Genomic DNA, 15,810 nt, shown 5'->3' with positions numbered 1-15,810 from the left:
CAAGCACACAAAACCCTTTAGTGACAACAATTTGCAAGAACTATCAGGCTCAGTGCCATGAAAAATACCATGACCAGATCATGAGGTTGAACACGGCTTGCGCCGGCAGCGTTCACGCTCCTGGTCGGCGATCTCGCCCGGCTGCAATGCTAGCTCAGCATCGGTCATGCGCTCCAGCACGTCGCGTAGGCGGATGGTGCAAGGAATGGGCGGCAGCTCGAACTCATAGCCGCCGGCGATCATTTCGGCCGCAATCTCCTCGGTGATGAAAAACGGCTCGTCGTCTTGGTTCGGCTTCTTCATGCCCTTTCCTCCTGGCGCTCATCCTGGCCGACAGCGGCCAGGGCATCGGCTTCCGTCAATGCGTCCTCCACGAACGCGCCGTGCTGCTTCGCTTCGGCCTGGCTGACCTCGGCCCATATCCGTTTCACCTGGGCCGCACTGTACCCGGCCAGCTCGGCGGTCTTGTTGATGCTGTAGCCGGACTTGCGCAGCGCGACAACTTGGGCGCGGCGCTTCGGATCAGCACGGCGGCCCTTGTACCGCCCGGCCTGGCGGGCCAACTCAATGCCTTGGCGCTGGCGTTCGCGCCTGTCCTCGTAGTCGTCGCGGGCCATCTGCAAGGCCAGGCGAAAAAGCATGATCTGCACGGCTTCCAGCACGATCTTGGCGACGCCCTGGGCCTCGGCCGCCAGGTCGGATAGATCGACCACGCCAGGGACGGCCAGGCGTGCGCCTTTGGCCTGTATCGAGGCCACCAGGCGCTCGGCCTCGGGCAAAGGTAGGCGGCTGATGCGGTCGATCTTCTCGGCAATGACCACCTCGCCGGGCTGTAGGTCGCCGATCATGCGCAGCAGCTCAGGCCGGTCGGCGCGTGCGCCGGATGCCTTCTCACGGTAGATGCCGGCGACGTAGTAGCCGGCGGCCTTCGCGGCCGTAGTGATCGCCTCTTGGCGTTCCAAGTCCTGCGCGTCGGTGCTGACGCGCAGATAGACCCGCGCCACCATCGGCGCGGCTACTGGCTTCGTCCTGCGCATACTTGCGGGCTCCTTTGGGCATACTCAAATGCACCCATCTTAAACTGGCAGGCCAATTTATCACATATCGATCTAAATGCGCCTAGCTCATTTTTACAGCTTAAATGAGCTATTGAGCACACTCCATATTTCGACTATTATTGAAACATGGAAACGATAAATGCTGTAGCCGCCCTGGCGGCCATCGCTCAAGAATCGCGCCTCGCGGTGTTCCGGCTTCTCGTCCAGGCCGGCCCCGCCGGCATGGCCGCCGGAAAAATCAGCGAAGCGGCCGGCATCCCGCCGTCTTCGCTATCCTTCCACCTGAAAGAGCTGGCACACGCCGGCATGGTCACGTCGCGGCAAGAAGGCCGATTTGTGATCTACGAGGCGAACTTTTCGACGGCCACTAACCTGGTGGCCTTTCTCACGGAAAACTGCTGCGGCGGCCAGGTGTGCAACCTGTCTTGCACCACGGAAGCCGGGAAGGTGTTGGCATGAGACTTCGCCATCTTTCCGACCCCGATTCTTTGCCCGCTTTGGACAAATCCTTTGCCATCGAGCGCCCGGCGCTCGGGCTGGCACCCGACGCCCCGCCGGTGCGTATCCTGCTGCTGTATGGCTCGCTGCGCGCCCGCTCGTTCTCACGGCTGGCCGTCGAGGAAGCGGCCCGGCTGCTGCAATTCTTTGGCGCAGAAACACGCATCTTCGACCCGTCCGATTTGCCGTTGCCCGATCAAGTGCAAAGCGACGATCACCCGGCCGTCAAGGAGCTGCGCGCCCTGTCCGAGTGGTCAGAGGGACAAGTCTGGTGCAGCCCGGAACGCCACGGTCAGATTACCAGTGTCATGAAGGCGCAGATTGACCATCTGCCGCTTGAAATGGCCGGCATCCGGCCGACCCAAGGCCGCACCCTGGCCGTGATGCAGGTATCCGGCGGCTCGCAGAGCTTCAACGCCGTGAACACCTTGCGTCTGCTCGGCCGCTGGATGCGAATGTTCACCATTCCGAACCAGTCGAGTATCGCCAAAGCGTTCCAAGAGTTCGACGCGGCGGGCCGCATGAAGCCCTCGCCGTACTACGACCGAATAGCCGATGTGATGGAAGAACTGGTGCGCTTCACGGCGCTGGTACGGCCGCACCGTGAAGCACTGACAGACCGCTATTCCGAACGGAAAGCGGCCGGCCACGTCATCGACGAGGCCACCGATCTTTCATCCATCGCCATTGCTCCCCAGCCACTACCAGAAAGCGAAACATCATGACCGAAAGAATCTATAACGTCCTCATCCTCTGCACCGGCAATTCGGCGCGCAGCATCATGGCCGAAGCTCTCATCAACACGATGGGGCAAGGGCGCTTCCGCGCCTACAGCGCCGGCAGTCACCCAACCGGCAAGGTCAATCCCTTCGCCGTCGAAAAGGTGGAGTCGGTGAATTACCCGACCGAGAATCTGCGCAGCAAGAGCTGGGACGAGTACGCCACGCCCGACGCACCGAAGATGGACTTCATCATCACCGTCTGCGACAACGCCGCCGGCGAAATGTGTCCGGTGTGGCCTGGTCAGCCGATCTCGGCGCATTGGGGATTTGAAGACCCGGCCGCCGTCGAAGGCACTGACGCCGAGAAGCGCCGGGCCTTCGAACAAACCTTCCGGCACATGATGAACCGCGTCCGCCTGTTCGTGAATCTGCCTCTCAAAATGCTTGACCAGACGGCCATCAAGCGCGAGCTGGCGAACATCGGCAAGACCGAGCAGGAAGCATGAGCGCCGGCGCACAGGCCATCGCCGCGAAGCCGCGCCAGGCCCCGATGAGCGGCTTCGAGCGTTACCTGACGCTGTGGGTGGCCCTGTGCATCGTCGCCGGTGTTGCGCTCGGCCAGGGCCTTCCTGACGTGTTCCAGGCCATAGGCCGCATGGAAGTGGCCCAGGTCAATTTGCCGGTGGGCCTGCTGATTTGGGTAATGATCGTCCCGATGCTGGTCAAGATCGACTTCGGGGCGCTGCACCAGGTCAAAGAGCATTGGCGCGGCATCGGCGTCACGCTGTTCGTGAATTGGGCCGTCAAGCCATTCTCGATGGCCCTGCTGGGGTGGCTGTTCATCCGACAAGTGTTCGCTCCGTTCCTGCCGGCCGATCAACTGGACAGCTACATCGCGGGCTTGATCTTGCTGGCCGCCGCGCCCTGCACGGCAATGGTGTTCGTGTGGAGCCGCCTTACCAACGGCGACCCGCTTTTCACGCTCTCGCAAGTGGCTCTGAACGACGCCATCATGATCGTGGCCTTCGCGCCCATCGTCGGCCTGCTGCTGGGCATGTCCTCGATCTCGGTGCCTTGGGACACGCTGCTGATTTCGGTCGTGCTCTACATCATCGTGCCGGTGATCCTGGCGCAGCTCTTGCGGCGGCATCTGCTCAAGCAAGGACAGGCCGCCTTTGAACGGGCCATGCAGAAGATCGGGCCGTGGTCGATGGCCGCGCTGCTGCTGACGTTGGTTCTACTGTTCGCCTTCCAGGGCGAGGCCATCATCCGGCAGCCGTTAGTGATCGCCATGCTAGCCGTGCCGATCTTGATTCAAGTGTTCTTCAATTCCGGGTTAGCCTACTGGCTGAACAAGCGGGCGGGGGAAAAGCACTCTGTCGCCTGTCCTTCGGCCCTGATCGGTGCCAGCAACTTCTTCGAGCTGGCCGTGGCGGCCGCCATCAGCTTGTTCGGTCTGCACTCCGGCGCTGCATTGGCAACCGTGGTCGGCGTCCTGGTCGAAGTGCCGGTGATGCTGCTGGTCGTGCGCGTGGTGAATCGCTCGAAGAGCTGGTACGAACGAGGTTGAACATGAGTAGGAAAAAACTGAGGAAATGATTGCAGATTGCCGCGCCGGCCGCTTCCTGGCGCATTCGATCACTGACCTGGAACACCTAGTATCCATGCTTGCTGAGGTCGCCCGATGACAGACCCAAAGAACCTAGAGAACAGGCTGCATGAGAAGGCCGACCCGGCCCGCGCCGTTTCCACTGGTCGGGTGCGCTACACACTGGCCGAACTACTGGCCGACGCGGAAGCATCCGGGGCTTACCCGCTGCCGCCGGAGGAACGCGAATGGATGGATGCGCCGTCTGTGGGTCGGGAATGGCCAAACAGTGAAGATTGAAAAAGGCGGCCAGTTCGAGTGGCCGCCCTTTCGTCATTAGCTGCACGCTTGGCGCAAGGCGTTCATTGCTTCTTGAAAATCAGCCTGTGTCGCCCGGCCCGTTTCAGCTTGGTAGTACACCACCATAAAAGCATTAGCGACGGCTTCGGCCAATGGCCCAAGGCTCCGCGCTTCCGCTTGGTTGATGTACTCCAAAGAAGAAAGAATAGCCGCTGCTTGATGCACTGCTTGCCCTGGTTCGATAATATGTTGTGTTGTCATAATTCACCTCTCCAGTAGGTGTTGATTGAAAGTGCCGGGCTGGTTGTGGCCAGCCCGGTGCGCCTACAGGTACAGCCCCGCCGCCTCCGCGAATGCTGACCGCTCATTCCTGCCGCCATTAACCTCAATACTTATCGGCTTAGTTTCGCTCTCTCTCATAGGGTCTGGCCGTGATACAAAAGCGGCTGTTTCTGTCTCTGCATCGACCTCGGTCGATTGATCACCCAGCGGCGAAATAAATACCTGGCTGACTTCTTCCCTTGGCGCTTCATCCAGGGCCGCCAATGCGGCCATGTATGTTGATGTCGTCATCGTGCTAACTCCTGACTTCGTTACTATCTGGGCCAGAATCGGCGCCCAAGCTATTGCCCTCGAACTGGCCAGATTGGCTTGCTTCTTTCGGCTCCATGCTTTCGCGTATCGAAGCAGCCAGTTTTCCGCCTGTGGTTTCGCTCACTCGCTCCTGGAATCCCTGCTTCACTTGAGAGCCGACACCCTTGGCTAACTCGGAGGCCGTGCCTGTGGCCAGCTTCGCGGCCTTGGCAAAGCCGCCACCGCTTGAGCTACTGCCGCTGTCACCAAAGCCAGCCGCTTGGGCGAATGGGCTACTGCCAGCAGTACCCGCTTCACCACCACCGTTTCCGCCACTGCTGACAACTGACCCCATGCTGGACATGTCACCGCCGGTTTCCATACTCGCTGATGCTTTCTGAAAAGCCGCTTGGAGTGCACTTGCACCTCCGGCTGCACCGGCTGCGGCACCCATAACCGCTTTACCTGCCAGGGCAGCGCCGCCAGTTGCCATACTGGCCGCCGTCACCGCCGCCCCAACTGCCGCACCCGCACCGAAGTTTCCAATTCCACCGGCTGCGCCAATACCACCACCAGACACAAGACCAGAAATCATCGGCGGAACTTTGTTGACCAAGAAAAGCAAGATGACCGATATAACCAACATCACGGCCAGTTCCTGGGATGCCATGTTCTCGCTGATTTGCGTGTAGTAGTGATTGATGAACTCTTTGCCAATCGCAACCAGAAGCACCATTGCCATAAGCTGTGCGGCCAGGCCCAGCACGGTCTTGTAGTAATTGATCGCCATGTCGGAAGTCCAACGACTTCCACCAAAGCCAAGGAAGAACACACCGGCATACAACAGAATCCAGGCTGATGCGAGCAACAGCAACAGGTTGACCGCAATCAACGCCAGGACAAACAAAACAGCCAGGGCCATTAGCTCCATGACCAGAGCAGTTGCCATCTGCCGCCATCCCAGCTCCGAGGTGGCCTGTACTGTGCGGTTGTATAACTCGAAACCAAGATCAAGGATGCTGGAGGGCCCAAGATTGCTATTGGAAAGTCCCCCCGCCTGCGCGCCCAGAGTTTGCAATGACTGAACAATCGTACCGGCGATATTCATGCCCTGGTTCGCATTCGTCAGCAACCACCAGAAAAAGCCGGTGAAGATCGTGAAGCGAACGAACTCCGCGAAGAACTCGCCAATGTCGGCCTTGCGCAAAGCCATCATGCCGAATGTCCAGACCATCGAAATCACAACCAGCGTCCAGAACAAACGCGATGCAGCGGACTCAATAGCTGGCCCCCATGTTGCGGCAGCATCATGAAAACGCTTGAGCACATCATTCATAACACCGCTGCTACTTAGCTCCTGCGCCATTGCAGGTTCAGCCAGCACCATTGTGGCGACCATCATCAAGCCACCTAGAGCAATTTTCTTTCTCATGGCGACCACCTCAATAATCATCTTTAGGGCTGGGCTTGAACTCCCACTGACGCATCTGCTTGGCCTTCTGGAATGCTCTGCATTCCTCGGTAAAGGCCTCTCGGTTCGCTTCGCTGCGCATTTCATTCAGTGCTGCCTGGAACGCATCGGGGGCACACGTCGCCGCATTTGGTTCGGGCATCCTTTCCTGTTCACATCCAGCCAACAACAGCAACGTAGCCGCGGTAGTAAAAAAGATTTTTTTCATCTCACCGCCTCCCTAGTAGTTGTCTGCCGGACTCGGGCGAAACGTCCAGGTACGCATTTGCTCGGCCCTGGCATCACCTCGCGCCTCGGCATCGAGTTCTGCTGCAATCCGGGCTGCCTCCGCGTTGTGTTGGGCGGTCAACATGGTGCGAATCTGCAAGAGCTGATTGGCCTGCTGGCTGGCGAGCTGGTTGGCGTAGCCGATGGCCTGTAGCTGGCCAGTTGCACCCTGGGCCGCGCCTTGCAGCCGCTCCAGGGTACGGGCGTCATCCTTCAAAGCCTTTTGCTGGTCGGCAACGGTCTGGAACAGGGCATCGTTGGCCTTCTTTTGCGACTCTGACGCCAGGCGGCGGTTCTCTTCCATCGCTGCCTTTTCGGCCGGCGTGCATCCGCCGCTGCCGTTGAAGCATGGCGAGCTGCGGTAATAGGCCACGTCCTGAAACTTGGCCAGGTAACGATCCAGGCTGCCTAGCTGGTTCTCGTAATAGGCCAGCGTGTTTTGCGCGGCAATCAGCCGGTTGATCGTAGTCTGCGCCTGATCCCAGATATACGCGGCTGGGGCCATCGTGTTCTGGAGCTGATTTTCGTACTGCTGCAACTGGGTCTGGTACTGCTCAATCTGCTTGAGCGTCTGCGCCACCGACTCGATGGCCGTCATGATGTTCTGGGCCAGGTTGCCGCCGTCGATGACGGGGATACCAGCTTGCACAGGGGCGGTGGTAGTGGTGATAAAGCCGGTTGCGAGTGCAACGGCTAGAGCGGTTTTTTTAGCCGCTAAAATTTTGGACTTCATGGTCGTACTCCGTCGATGAAAAGAAGGCATTACCTTGACCAAGCGTTGTGCTTGTTCTCGGCAACGTTTCATCGAAGAGCTACGCCACTAGCTGATCGGTATTGCCCTTGGCGCTGAGGCCCGGACTTACAAACGTAAAACTACTCTGTTTTTTTATCGCTTTCGGACAAGCCAACTTCCCGGCCAATCTCTTCAAGCTCTAGCGGCTGTACTGCCGCCGTCAGTATTTCGCGTATTTCCGCGTCGGTGCTCCTATCGTTGAGCGCTGCTCGAACTTTCAACGCACGGTGCACCTCGGCGGGTAAATTCCTGATAAGCACATTTGCCATATCAATACCCTTTTGGTGTACCCGACAACCATGCTATCAAAGATATTAAAAATAGCAAGACCTATACTCTTGCAACCGGCGGTAGCCGATCAGCCCCGCAGGGCAGGATTCCCGTTGAGTGCCCCCGGCGCGAATAAGGGACAGTGAAGATAGATAACCGGCTTGCCGGTTAGCTAACTTCACCCATCCTGCCCGCATTTCACCCACTATTGAAAATCTAGCGCATATCGAACGTAAAGCGTTTTATCGTCAAACAAACACCGATTCTTGGCAACATAACCGTAATCGTCACCAAATCGGCCTGCAATCGACATAGTCGCTTCAAAATCGCTGCTCAATCGGCTTTAAATCGGAACCTAAAATGCCAACAATCGACACAAACCATTCGCCCCGATGGGGCGAGTTGGACGCCAAAAAAGAAGGGCATAACCCGCCCCTCAAGTGTCAATGAACACAAGAAATTTGCCTCCCCTCCCGTCATACCACTAAGGCGACGTATTGATACTTGAGGGGCAACCTTTCCTGATGTTGACACCTTCACGCAGGTTACTGGTTATGGGCGTCCAACACACACGGCTCATTCCTGCTTGGTAATAATAAGAATAATAATCTTCTTATTATTCTTACCGAACGAATGGGCACTGCTTAGCCATTTCACGTTTCGAGCCAAGGTTTCAGTACAGATAACTACAAGTGCACACAGCGGCCCTCCAGCACCGTTAGACGCAGATTCTGCTTCAGCTCATGGAATAAGGGACTCCGGGTTGTTTTCCCCTCTCACAAGGCGTTTCAGCGGCCACTGAAGCCGCCTTCTCTTCTTGGCGTTAAACCATCGGCCTATGGCCGATTGATAAAGCCCGCCAGGGCTTTATTGGCAAGGTCAGAACGCGCCCTCAAGGCGCGAGCTGCACCGCGCATGATGGATTATCTTTAGATAATCTTGGATGGATTTCCCAAACTGCCCGCAAAGCAGCGCACCGTCTGGGTTTTCCAAATTGGGACGGGGAACGTTACGACGGCAGAAGGGGAGCGTTACGACGGTAACAAGGGAACGTTACGACGGTAAACGGGTGCAGTTGCCGTGGGGCCAGGCCTCTTGATCTCCCATTTTCCCTTGGCGTATTCGTTCACTACCCAACCCACGGCGGCAAGTTCGGCCAGTGCCTTCCGGGCAGTCTGACGGCGTTTTTTCATAGCTTCGGCATTGGCTTCATCTGGCCAGACATAGCCGCAAAGCGTGTCCAGTTCCACGCGCCCGGATTTGCCGGGGTCGATCCAGCCGCATAGCCGTTGGTGCATCAGCCGTGCCGGATCAGTCTGTAGCACCCGCACTTCCGCCATGTCGATACGGGCATATGGACGATGCCCCAGGATCGCTTCGGCAATACGCGGATTCAGGGCAACCCATAGCCTGCCGTCCGTCTCGTCAAAAGCATGACTCATCAGGTGGAACGCGGCTTGCCGCCGTCCCTTCGTCACAAGGATGGTGACGTTCGACATGCGCAGCAGGCTGGCTTTGAGCGCCTTGATGTTGTCGCCGCTATCCGTCATGCCCGTTTCTGAGAGCAGTTTGGTCAGGCTCTCACGAACCACCAAGCCGTCTTGCTCAATGGCTTCGAAACGGGGTTCAAGGAATAGCCGTAGCTGTCGCCCCGTCTCACTGGTCGGTTCCGGGGTTAGCAAGATGCCGTTCGGGCCGCCAAGGGCCACGATGCCTTGCAAAAGACGCATATCATCGGCCCCGAGAGGTTCGAATCCGACGAAACGCATGGATTCGTCCTCGCCAAAGGTGTAGGTCACGTCCAGCTTGCAGCGTTTGCGATCGCCACGCTTGAGGCTGCGGAACAGGCCAGGTGCCAAACAGTGCGCGGGATCATGTCGGACGTGGGTCAGGTCATGCTTAGGCTTCTTCACGCTGTCTCCTTTTCACCTTGCACTGCCGCTCCAGTACAGCAGGCTTCAACACGCCGCCGTCGTGCCGTCTAAACCAGAGTTCTTGAAAAGGTGCGCCATAGTTGGCCTTGCTGACGCCAAAGCGGACAAAATACCCACGCTGACAATCATCGACCCCCAGTATCTCGGCCTCGCCTTGCGTCATGCCGGATAGGTACGATTGCCAACGGATGTTATCAACCAGTACGGACGATCCACGACTGGCCTGCTGTTGATCGCCCGACCCCATCATGGCTGCGCTTTTACTCGCGTGGTGCAGAAACACAATGGAGCAGCCTGTATCAGCGGCTATGGCCTCCATGTGCCCAACAACCTGCGCCATCGGCCCGCTAGCGTTCTCCTCCTCAATGTGGAAGCGCCGCAAAGTGTCCAAGATCATCAAGCGACGACCTTCAGCGGCTCGTTTGAGAGCATCGAACCAGCTAGCAGCCATGATGTTTGGGCATTTACCGATCAAGGGTTCAATGAGCAAACCATCAGCCACGGCTTGCCGTTCCGCTGCGCTGAGGTGTGCCCCAAGGGCGTGCAGACGATGGTGAATAGCGGCCGGTGGATCTTCAGCAGGCAGATAGACCACTTGCCCGGTGGGAAACTCGCCTATTTCAAGTAAATCAGGCCCGCCTGCAATCTGTGCAGCCAATTGAAGGGCCAACATGGATTTACCAGCCCCACCAGGCGACACAAGAGCACCAACAGTGCCAGCAACCATATTAGGCAGAACATAATCAATGGGTGGCGGCAATTCCGTGAAAGCCGCCATAAGATCAAGAGCCATATAACTAGCCCTCTATAGGGCCAGGTCGCGCAGCTTGATCACCCGATGATTTACGTGCCTCAATCCACTCTTCGACCTCTGACAAATCCCAGGCGACATTTCTACTGGTTAACGCGATACGGCGTGGAAAATCCCCTCGCTGCTCCAGGTTATAAATTGTTCGTGTCGAAAGCGGGATCATCTCCAGGAGCTTCTTCCTGTTGATGAGGGTCTTTATATTTTGCATGGGTCAATACCTCTCAAATGAATAGTTGCTATTCATCGAGTAGCTGCGCGAAGCAGCTAATCGGTAATTGACCTGCCCGATGCCAATGGCGGCCTTATTTATAAATTCACGGCATCAACTTCAATGCTATCAAAGATAGCAAAAACATCAACCCTTACTGCCTCCCGAAGTCCACTCATCAATCATATCGGCCCAATCCTGCAACATCGCCGCCCGCTGCTCGCGGTACTCAGCCTTGTTGTAGACAGCCCTCACGCCCTTCTGCTCGTGCGCCAGGCACTTCTCGATCCAGTCGGTGTTGTAGCCGGCCTCATGCAACAGCGTGCTGGCTGTGCGCCGCAAATCATGCGGTCCGAACTTGGTAAGTGACTTCCCATCTTTCTGCGCCGCCTTGTAAGTCAGCGTCAGCACCTGGTTAAGTGTGGCAGCGCTCATCGGCGCATCCGAGTCGTACCGTGATGGCAAAACGAAGTCGGAACCACCGGCAAAGGTTTTCATGGCAATGAAAATATCCAGAGCCTGCTGGGACAGAAATACCAGGTGCGGGTTACGGCGTTTCATCCGCTCCTTTGGAATCGTCCACAACGCTTCGCTGAAATTGATCTCGCTCCAGGTCGCATTGGTCAGCTCGCTCTTGCGCACCATCGTCAGCAATAACAGCTTGGCCGCCGCACGGTTTGTTGGGCTTGTGCCCACTCGCTCCATGTACTGGTACATCAGCCCAATTTCTTCTGGCGTCAACGCTCGGTCACGTGGCTCGAATCGAGCGATGCTTGTTGGGCGCACCAGTTCTGCCGGGTTTTCGACCTTCTGCCCACGCTCGATGGCCCAGCGAAATACCTGCAACACGATTTCACGCACATGAACGGCGGTGGCCGGTGCGCCTCGCTCAACAATGGCATCAGCCAGCGCCCGCAAGTCTTCGTGGGTGATCTCCACCAGCTTCTGATTGCTGAATTTCGGCTTCAGCTCACGCTCATAAACCGAGCGGCGCATATCGCGGGTGGAGTCGGCCATCTGGTAGCCACGCAGCCACTTCTCCGCCCAGGCACCGAACGTCTCTGCATCTTTCACCCGCGCCTTGTCTCGGGCTTTCTCCTTGGCCGGCGACTTGCCCGCCGCAACCATCTTCTTGGCGTCACCCAACAGCTCGCGGGCTTCGGCCAGGGTGATGCCACCGACACCATAACGCCCAAAGGTGATGGTCTCCTGCCGACCGTTGATTGAGTAGTTGTAACGGAACGAGATGGAGCCGGCTGGAGTCACTGCCACATAGAGACCTTCCCGGTCATTCACTTTGTAGAGTTTGTCCCTGGGCTTGAGATTGCGCAGCTTGGTATCGGTCAGCATGTACCTTGTCCTTCTTCGTCTCCGATACCATGCTGAAAAAATCTCGAATTTATCGTATTTTTTCTTACGAAACAGTAACTTATAGAATATTAATACCATGAACACACAAAAGAACGCAGCATGGTATCGGCATCAATCATGGCATCGCCAAACCATAATACCAGCTTTAATGCCATGCTCAAACGGTGCTTGGCGCTTCCTCCCGTTGCCAGATCGTGCCAAACACAAACAAAAAAAAGCCCGCAATTACGCGGGCTTAGCGGCATTTCATGCCATCAGGTGCCTGGCTGTGCCAGACGCGGAATCATTCCCACTCGATCGTTCCCGGCGGCTTCGAGGTATAGTCGTACACCACCCGGTTGATCCCCTCCACCTCGTTGATGATCCGCGTCGCGCAGCGCGACAGGAAACTTGCGTCGAAGGGATAGATATCGGCGGTCATGCCGTCGGTCGAGGTCACGGCGCGCAGCGCGCAGACATGGTCGTAGGTGCGCCCGTCGCCCATCACGCCGACCGTCTTGACCGGCAGCAGCACCGCGAACGCCTGCCAGATCGCATCGTAGAGGCCCGCGCCGCGAATCTCTTCCAGATAGACGGCGTCGGCCTTGCGCAGGATGTCGCAGCGCTCCTTCGACACCTCGCCGGGGATGCGGATCGCGAGGCCGGGGCCGGGGAAGGGGTGGCGGCCGACGAAGATGTCGGGCAGGCCGAGTTCTTTGCCGAGCAGGCGAACCTCGTCCTTGAACAGCTCGCGCAGCGGCTCGACCAGTTTCATGTTCATGCGTTCGGGCAGACCGCCGACATTGTGGTGGCTCTTGATCGTCACGCTCGGCCCGCCGGTGAAGGACACCGATTCGATCACGTCGGGATAGAGCGTGCCCTGCGCCAGGAAGTCGGCACCTCCCAGCTTCTTCGCTTCTTCCTCGAAAACGTTGATGAACTCGCCGCCGATGAACTTGCGCTTCTTTTCGGGGTCGGTGACGCCGGCGAGGCCGGCCATGAAGCGGGCCTCGGCATCCACCACCACCAGCGGGATGTTGTAATGGTCGCGGAACAGCGTTTCGACCTGCTCGCGCTCGTTGAGGCGGAGGAGGCCGTGGTCGACGAAGACGCAGGTCAGTTGCTCGCCGATCGCCTCGTGAATCAGCACCGCGGCGACGGCGCTGTCGACGCCGCCCGACAGGCCGCACAGCACGCGCTGGTCGCCGACCTTCGCGCGGATCTCGGCTATCTTGGTCGCGCGGAACTCGGCCATGGTCCAGTCGCCCGAGCAGCCGCAGACGTGGCGCACGAAATTGGCGATCAGCTTCGCGCCGTCGGGGGTGTGAACGACCTCGGGGTGGAACTGCGTGCCGTAATAGCGGCGCGCGTCGTCGGCGATCAGCGCGAAGGGCGCGCCGTCGCTGACCGCAACGATGCGGAAACCCGGCGCGAACTCGGTCACGCGGTCGCCGTGGCTCATCCATACCTGATGGCGCTCGCCGACCTCCCATAGCCCGTCGAACAGTACGCAGGGCTCGGTGACGGTCAGGAAGGCGCGGCCGAACTCGCCGTCGCGCGTCCCGTCGCTGCCCCCCGGTTCGACCTGTCCGCCGAGCTGCTGGCTCATCACCTGCTGGCCGTAGCAGATGCCGAGGATCGGCAGGCCGCTGTCGAACACCGCCTGCGGCGCGCGCGGGCTGCCCGCCGCGGGCACAGAGGCGGGCGAGCCCGACAGGATCACGCCCTTCGGCTGCATGCGCTGGAGCGCGGCCTCGGCGCTGCCGAACGGCACGATCTCGCTATAGACGCCGGCCTCGCGGACGCGCCGCGCGATCAACTGCGTCACCTGGCTGCCGAAGTCGACGATCAGGATGGATTCGGAGGGAGCTGGAGTCTGCATGGCTGGCCGATAGAGAGGCGCGCCCTCGCTGTCCAGCCGTCGCCGTGCCATCGTGCCCGGGCCGGCCCACAAGCAAACCGCCCCCTTCGCATGCCCTGCCATATTGTTGCGACAAATTGTGACCAGATGAACGCGCGGTGCCAATCCTCGTCAGGGCGCGTTCAGTCGCCGCTGCTAGGGAAAAACCAAGACAAGATATACGGATAACGGAAAGCGCCTCTCCCGATGAAAAGCCCTTCTCTCTCTCTCCGCTCGGCCCTGCTTGCGGCGACGGCGCTAGCCGCGACGCCCGCGCTGGCGGTCGATGACCAGCCCGTCGATACCGTTTCGGTGCAGTCGGATTCCGATTTCGGCGACGACTATGAGGACGAGATCGTCGTCACCGCGCCGCGGCTGGCGGGGCAGCTCGACACCGATTTCGCGGCCGAGGTCGAACTCGATGAGGCCGATATCGCCAGCTATGGCGCGTCGTCGATCGCGGAACTGCTCGACGCGCTCGAACCGCAGACGCGGTCGGGCCGCGGGCGCGGCGGCGGGCGTCCGGTGATCCTGGTCAACGGGCGGCGCATCTCCGGCTTCGGCGCGGTCCGCAACATCCCGCCGGAGGCCATCGCCAAGGTCGAGGTGTTTCCCGAACAGGTCGCGCTGCAATATGGCTATGCCGCGACCGAGCGCGTCGTCAATTTCGTGCTCAAGTCCGATTTCCGCCAGATTTCGGCGGAAGCGGAGGCGGGTATCCCGACGCAGGGCGGGCAGTTCAAGAGCGAGCTCGAACCCGCCTTCATGGCGATCGGCAACAATGGCCGGCTCAACCTCAACGCGAGCTGGGAGCATCAGACGATGCTGCGCGAAAGCGACCGCGACCTGATTCCGGTCACCGGCAGCGTCGCCGACGCGGAGGCGCGCAGTCTGTCGCCCGCCAGCGACACCTATGTCATCGACGGCACGCTGGTGCGCGGCATCGACAAGGTGACCGAGGCGTCGGTCAGCCTGCGCTTCGACCAGACCGACAGCCTCAGCCTGCTCGGCCCCGGTGCCGGCGGTGCGGGCGATCCGCTGCGCCGCGACAGCCGCACCCAGAACTGGACGAGCTCGGCGAGCGTCAACGGCATGCTCGGCGACTGGCGCTGGTCGGCGACCGGCAATTATTCCGATGCCGACCAGCGCATCTTCACCGATCGCCTCGGCGGCACGAGCGACCGCTTCGACAGCAGCCAGCAGAGCTTCGGTGGCAACGCCAACATCTCGGGCAGCGTGATCGACGGCTGGGCCGGGCCGATCCGCGCCTCGATCACCGGCAGCTACACCGGATCACGCTTCGACAGCCGTTCCGAACGGGGCGGCACGATCACCGTCACTGATCTGGCGCGCGACACCCCCAGCGTCTTCGGGTCGCTGACCGTGCCGCTGCTCGATCCCGATTACGAGGTCGGCAAGCTCGGCCGCCTGTCGCTGACCCTCAACGCCGAGGTCGAGCGGCCGAGCGACTTTTCCGCGCTCAAGAGCTGGGGCGCGACGCTCAACTGGGGCCTGACCGGCAACCTGTCGCTGCTCGCGAGCTTCGCGAGCGACGAGGCGGCGCCCAGCATGACGCAGCTCGGCGCGGCGCCGCTGGTGACGCCCGCGGTCACCTATTACGACTTCGCGACCGGTCAGACGGTGCAGATCACGACGACCACCGGCGGCAACCCGTTCCTGCTCGCCGAGCAGCGCCGCGACCTGAAGATCGGGCTCAACTGGAACGTACCGATGGTCGACGGGCTGCGCTTCTCGATCGACTATAACCGCAACCGCAGCCTCGACACCGCGAACAGTTTCCCGCTGCTGACGCCGGAGATCGAGGCGGCGTTCCCCGGCCGCGTGGTCCGCGACGGCAGCGGCACGCTGATCGCGCTCGACCAGCGGCCGGTCAATTTCGATCGCGCGACCAATTCGCAGATCCGCTGGGGGATCAACTATGGCGCGAGCTTCGGGCAGAAGGAAGCGGCCGCGAGCGAAGGCGGCGGCGGCCGGGCCGGCGGACGCCGCGGTGCGGAGGGGGCCGATGCGCCGCCGCCTGACGGCAGCGCGGCGCCCCGGGGCGAA

19 protein-coding genes are annotated in these 15,810 nt (G+C 59.8%); 6 read left to right on the top strand and 13 right to left on the bottom strand.

The window, feature by feature from the left end; genetic code table 11:
- Positions 1-78 precede the first annotated feature (78 nt).
- Both SGR02S_RS12750 and SGR02S_RS12745 read right to left on the bottom strand, forming a co-directional pair.
- Positions 79-303 (bottom strand): hypothetical protein, encoded by a 225-nt coding sequence (locus SGR02S_RS12750; RefSeq protein ID WP_000743213.1) that lies wholly within the window; start codon positions 301-303, stop codon positions 79-81.
- Positions 300-1,037, bottom strand: coding sequence for a recombinase family protein (locus SGR02S_RS12745; protein ID WP_001366550.1), 738 nt, complete (start codon positions 1,035-1,037; stop codon positions 300-302). The genes SGR02S_RS12750 and SGR02S_RS12745 overlap by 4 nt, the downstream gene beginning before the upstream one ends.
- Before the next feature lie 147 nt (positions 1,038-1,184).
- Here SGR02S_RS12745 and SGR02S_RS12740 point away from each other — a divergent pair, with 147 nt between their 5' ends.
- From SGR02S_RS12740 to SGR02S_RS19675, 5 genes are all read left to right on the top strand, one after another.
- Positions 1,185-1,517, top strand: a complete 333-nt coding sequence (locus tag SGR02S_RS12740) for an ArsR/SmtB family transcription factor (protein WP_000447876.1) — start codon at positions 1,185-1,187, stop codon at positions 1,515-1,517.
- Positions 1,514-2,281: an arsenical resistance protein ArsH gene (gene arsH / locus SGR02S_RS12735; protein ID WP_001239389.1), complete on the top strand. Its 768-nt coding sequence runs from the start codon at positions 1,514-1,516 to the stop codon at positions 2,279-2,281. The genes SGR02S_RS12740 and arsH overlap by 4 nt, the downstream gene beginning before the upstream one ends.
- Positions 2,278-2,784, top strand: coding sequence for an arsenate reductase ArsC (locus SGR02S_RS12730; RefSeq protein WP_000140066.1), 507 nt, complete (start codon positions 2,278-2,280; stop codon positions 2,782-2,784). Before arsH ends, SGR02S_RS12730 begins: the two co-directional genes overlap by 4 nt.
- Positions 2,781-3,848 carry an ACR3 family arsenite efflux transporter gene (arsB, locus tag SGR02S_RS12725; protein ID WP_001272375.1) on the top strand — a complete coding sequence of 356 codons (1,068 nt, stop codon included), beginning with the start codon at positions 2,781-2,783 and terminating at the stop codon, positions 3,846-3,848. Before SGR02S_RS12730 ends, arsB begins: the two co-directional genes overlap by 4 nt.
- Positions 3,849-3,962: 114 nt before the next feature.
- On the top strand, positions 3,963-4,166 hold the full coding sequence (locus tag SGR02S_RS19675) for a hypothetical protein (RefSeq protein WP_000131871.1): 204 nt from the start codon (positions 3,963-3,965) through the stop codon (positions 4,164-4,166).
- A gap of 36 nt (positions 4,167-4,202) precedes the next feature.
- Here the strand turns inward: SGR02S_RS19675 and SGR02S_RS19670 are convergent, their stop codons facing one another.
- The 11 genes from SGR02S_RS19670 to guaA form a co-directional block, all read right to left on the bottom strand.
- Positions 4,203-4,427, bottom strand: a complete 225-nt coding sequence (locus SGR02S_RS19670; protein ID WP_000211355.1) for a type I toxin-antitoxin system ptaRNA1 family toxin — start codon at positions 4,425-4,427, stop codon at positions 4,203-4,205.
- A 63-nt stretch (positions 4,428-4,490) separates the two neighbouring features.
- Positions 4,491-4,739, bottom strand: a complete 249-nt coding sequence (locus SGR02S_RS19665) for a hypothetical protein (RefSeq protein WP_000213809.1) — start codon at positions 4,737-4,739, stop codon at positions 4,491-4,493.
- Positions 4,740-4,743: 4 nt separating this feature from the next.
- Complete coding sequence (gene trbL, locus SGR02S_RS12720; RefSeq protein WP_001405816.1) at positions 4,744-6,171, bottom strand: P-type conjugative transfer protein TrbL; 1,428 nt, start codon at positions 6,169-6,171, stop codon at positions 4,744-4,746.
- Between the two features lie 10 nt (positions 6,172-6,181).
- Positions 6,182-6,418 carry an entry exclusion lipoprotein TrbK gene (trbK, locus tag SGR02S_RS19660; RefSeq protein WP_000718002.1) on the bottom strand — a complete coding sequence of 79 codons (237 nt, stop codon included), beginning with the start codon at positions 6,416-6,418 and terminating at the stop codon, positions 6,182-6,184.
- Positions 6,419-6,430: 12 nt separating this feature from the next.
- A complete protein-coding gene (gene trbJ / locus SGR02S_RS12715; RefSeq protein ID WP_000836966.1) occupies positions 6,431-7,210 on the bottom strand; it encodes a P-type conjugative transfer protein TrbJ in 780 nt (259 codons plus the stop codon).
- A 140-nt stretch (positions 7,211-7,350) separates the two neighbouring features.
- Positions 7,351-7,539, bottom strand: a complete 189-nt coding sequence (locus SGR02S_RS19655; RefSeq protein WP_000024442.1) for a FitA-like ribbon-helix-helix domain-containing protein — start codon at positions 7,537-7,539, stop codon at positions 7,351-7,353.
- Between the two features lie 1,032 nt (positions 7,540-8,571).
- Positions 8,572-9,453 carry a replication protein C, IncQ-type gene (gene repC / locus SGR02S_RS12710; protein ID WP_000743064.1) on the bottom strand — a complete coding sequence of 294 codons (882 nt, stop codon included), beginning with the start codon at positions 9,451-9,453 and terminating at the stop codon, positions 8,572-8,574.
- Entirely contained in the window at positions 9,440-10,267 is an 828-nt protein-coding gene (locus SGR02S_RS12705; RefSeq protein ID WP_001162384.1) for a helicase RepA family protein, read from the bottom strand. Before SGR02S_RS12705 ends, repC begins: the two co-directional genes overlap by 14 nt.
- 4 nt (positions 10,268-10,271) lie before the next feature.
- Positions 10,272-10,493 (bottom strand): helix-turn-helix transcriptional regulator, encoded by a 222-nt coding sequence (locus SGR02S_RS19650; RefSeq protein WP_001179606.1) that lies wholly within the window; start codon positions 10,491-10,493, stop codon positions 10,272-10,274.
- Between the two features lie 147 nt (positions 10,494-10,640).
- On the bottom strand, positions 10,641-11,843 hold the full coding sequence (locus SGR02S_RS20410; protein ID WP_000954590.1) for a tyrosine-type recombinase/integrase: 1,203 nt from the start codon (positions 11,841-11,843) through the stop codon (positions 10,641-10,643).
- A gap of 304 nt (positions 11,844-12,147) precedes the next feature.
- A complete protein-coding gene (gene guaA / locus SGR02S_RS12695) occupies positions 12,148-13,725 on the bottom strand; it encodes a glutamine-hydrolyzing GMP synthase (RefSeq protein ID WP_067110341.1) in 1,578 nt (525 codons plus the stop codon).
- A 225-nt stretch (positions 13,726-13,950) separates the two neighbouring features.
- Here guaA and SGR02S_RS12690 point away from each other — a divergent pair.
- Positions 13,951-15,810 (top strand): TonB-dependent receptor plug domain-containing protein (locus tag SGR02S_RS12690; protein ID WP_067110338.1); only part of this gene is annotated, 1,860 nt, incomplete at its 3' end.

Origin of the sequence: Sphingopyxis granuli NBRC 100800 (genome assembly GCF_001591045.1) — a bacterium.
GTDB classification, from domain to species: Bacteria; Pseudomonadota; Alphaproteobacteria; order Sphingomonadales; family Sphingomonadaceae; genus Sphingopyxis; species Sphingopyxis granuli.
This window is presented reverse-complemented; position numbering and strand designations above follow the sequence as displayed.

Excerpts from the sequence above, each read along its gene's own strand:
- SGR02S_RS12750 (WP_000743213.1), bottom strand. The coding sequence starts at position 303 with ATGAAGAAGCCGAACCAAGACGACGAGCCGTTTTTCATCACCGAGGAG.
- SGR02S_RS12745 (WP_001366550.1), bottom strand. The coding sequence starts at position 1,037 with ATGCGCAGGACGAAGCCAGTAGCCGCGCCGATGGTGGCGCGGGTCTAT.
- SGR02S_RS12740 (WP_000447876.1), top strand. The coding sequence starts at position 1,185 with ATGGAAACGATAAATGCTGTAGCCGCCCTGGCGGCCATCGCTCAAGAA.
- arsH (WP_001239389.1), top strand. The coding sequence starts at position 1,514 with ATGAGACTTCGCCATCTTTCCGACCCCGATTCTTTGCCCGCTTTGGAC.
- SGR02S_RS12730 (WP_000140066.1), top strand. The coding sequence starts at position 2,278 with ATGACCGAAAGAATCTATAACGTCCTCATCCTCTGCACCGGCAATTCG.
- arsB (WP_001272375.1), top strand. The coding sequence starts at position 2,781 with ATGAGCGCCGGCGCACAGGCCATCGCCGCGAAGCCGCGCCAGGCCCCG.
- SGR02S_RS19675 (WP_000131871.1), top strand. The coding sequence starts at position 3,963 with ATGACAGACCCAAAGAACCTAGAGAACAGGCTGCATGAGAAGGCCGAC.
- SGR02S_RS19670 (WP_000211355.1), bottom strand. The coding sequence starts at position 4,427 with ATGACAACACAACATATTATCGAACCAGGGCAAGCAGTGCATCAAGCA.
- SGR02S_RS19665 (WP_000213809.1), bottom strand. The coding sequence starts at position 4,739 with ATGACGACATCAACATACATGGCCGCATTGGCGGCCCTGGATGAAGCG.
- trbL (WP_001405816.1), bottom strand. The coding sequence starts at position 6,171 with ATGAGAAAGAAAATTGCTCTAGGTGGCTTGATGATGGTCGCCACAATG.
- trbK (WP_000718002.1), bottom strand. The coding sequence starts at position 6,418 with ATGAAAAAAATCTTTTTTACTACCGCGGCTACGTTGCTGTTGTTGGCT.
- trbJ (WP_000836966.1), bottom strand. The coding sequence starts at position 7,210 with ATGAAGTCCAAAATTTTAGCGGCTAAAAAAACCGCTCTAGCCGTTGCA.
- SGR02S_RS19655 (WP_000024442.1), bottom strand. The coding sequence starts at position 7,539 with ATGGCAAATGTGCTTATCAGGAATTTACCCGCCGAGGTGCACCGTGCG.
- SGR02S_RS12705 (WP_001162384.1), bottom strand. The coding sequence starts at position 10,267 with ATGGCTCTTGATCTTATGGCGGCTTTCACGGAATTGCCGCCACCCATT.
- SGR02S_RS19650 (WP_001179606.1), bottom strand. The coding sequence starts at position 10,493 with ATGCAAAATATAAAGACCCTCATCAACAGGAAGAAGCTCCTGGAGATG.
- SGR02S_RS20410 (WP_000954590.1), bottom strand. The coding sequence starts at position 11,843 with ATGCTGACCGATACCAAGCTGCGCAATCTCAAGCCCAGGGACAAACTC.
- guaA (WP_067110341.1), bottom strand. The coding sequence starts at position 13,725 with ATGCAGACTCCAGCTCCCTCCGAATCCATCCTGATCGTCGACTTCGGC.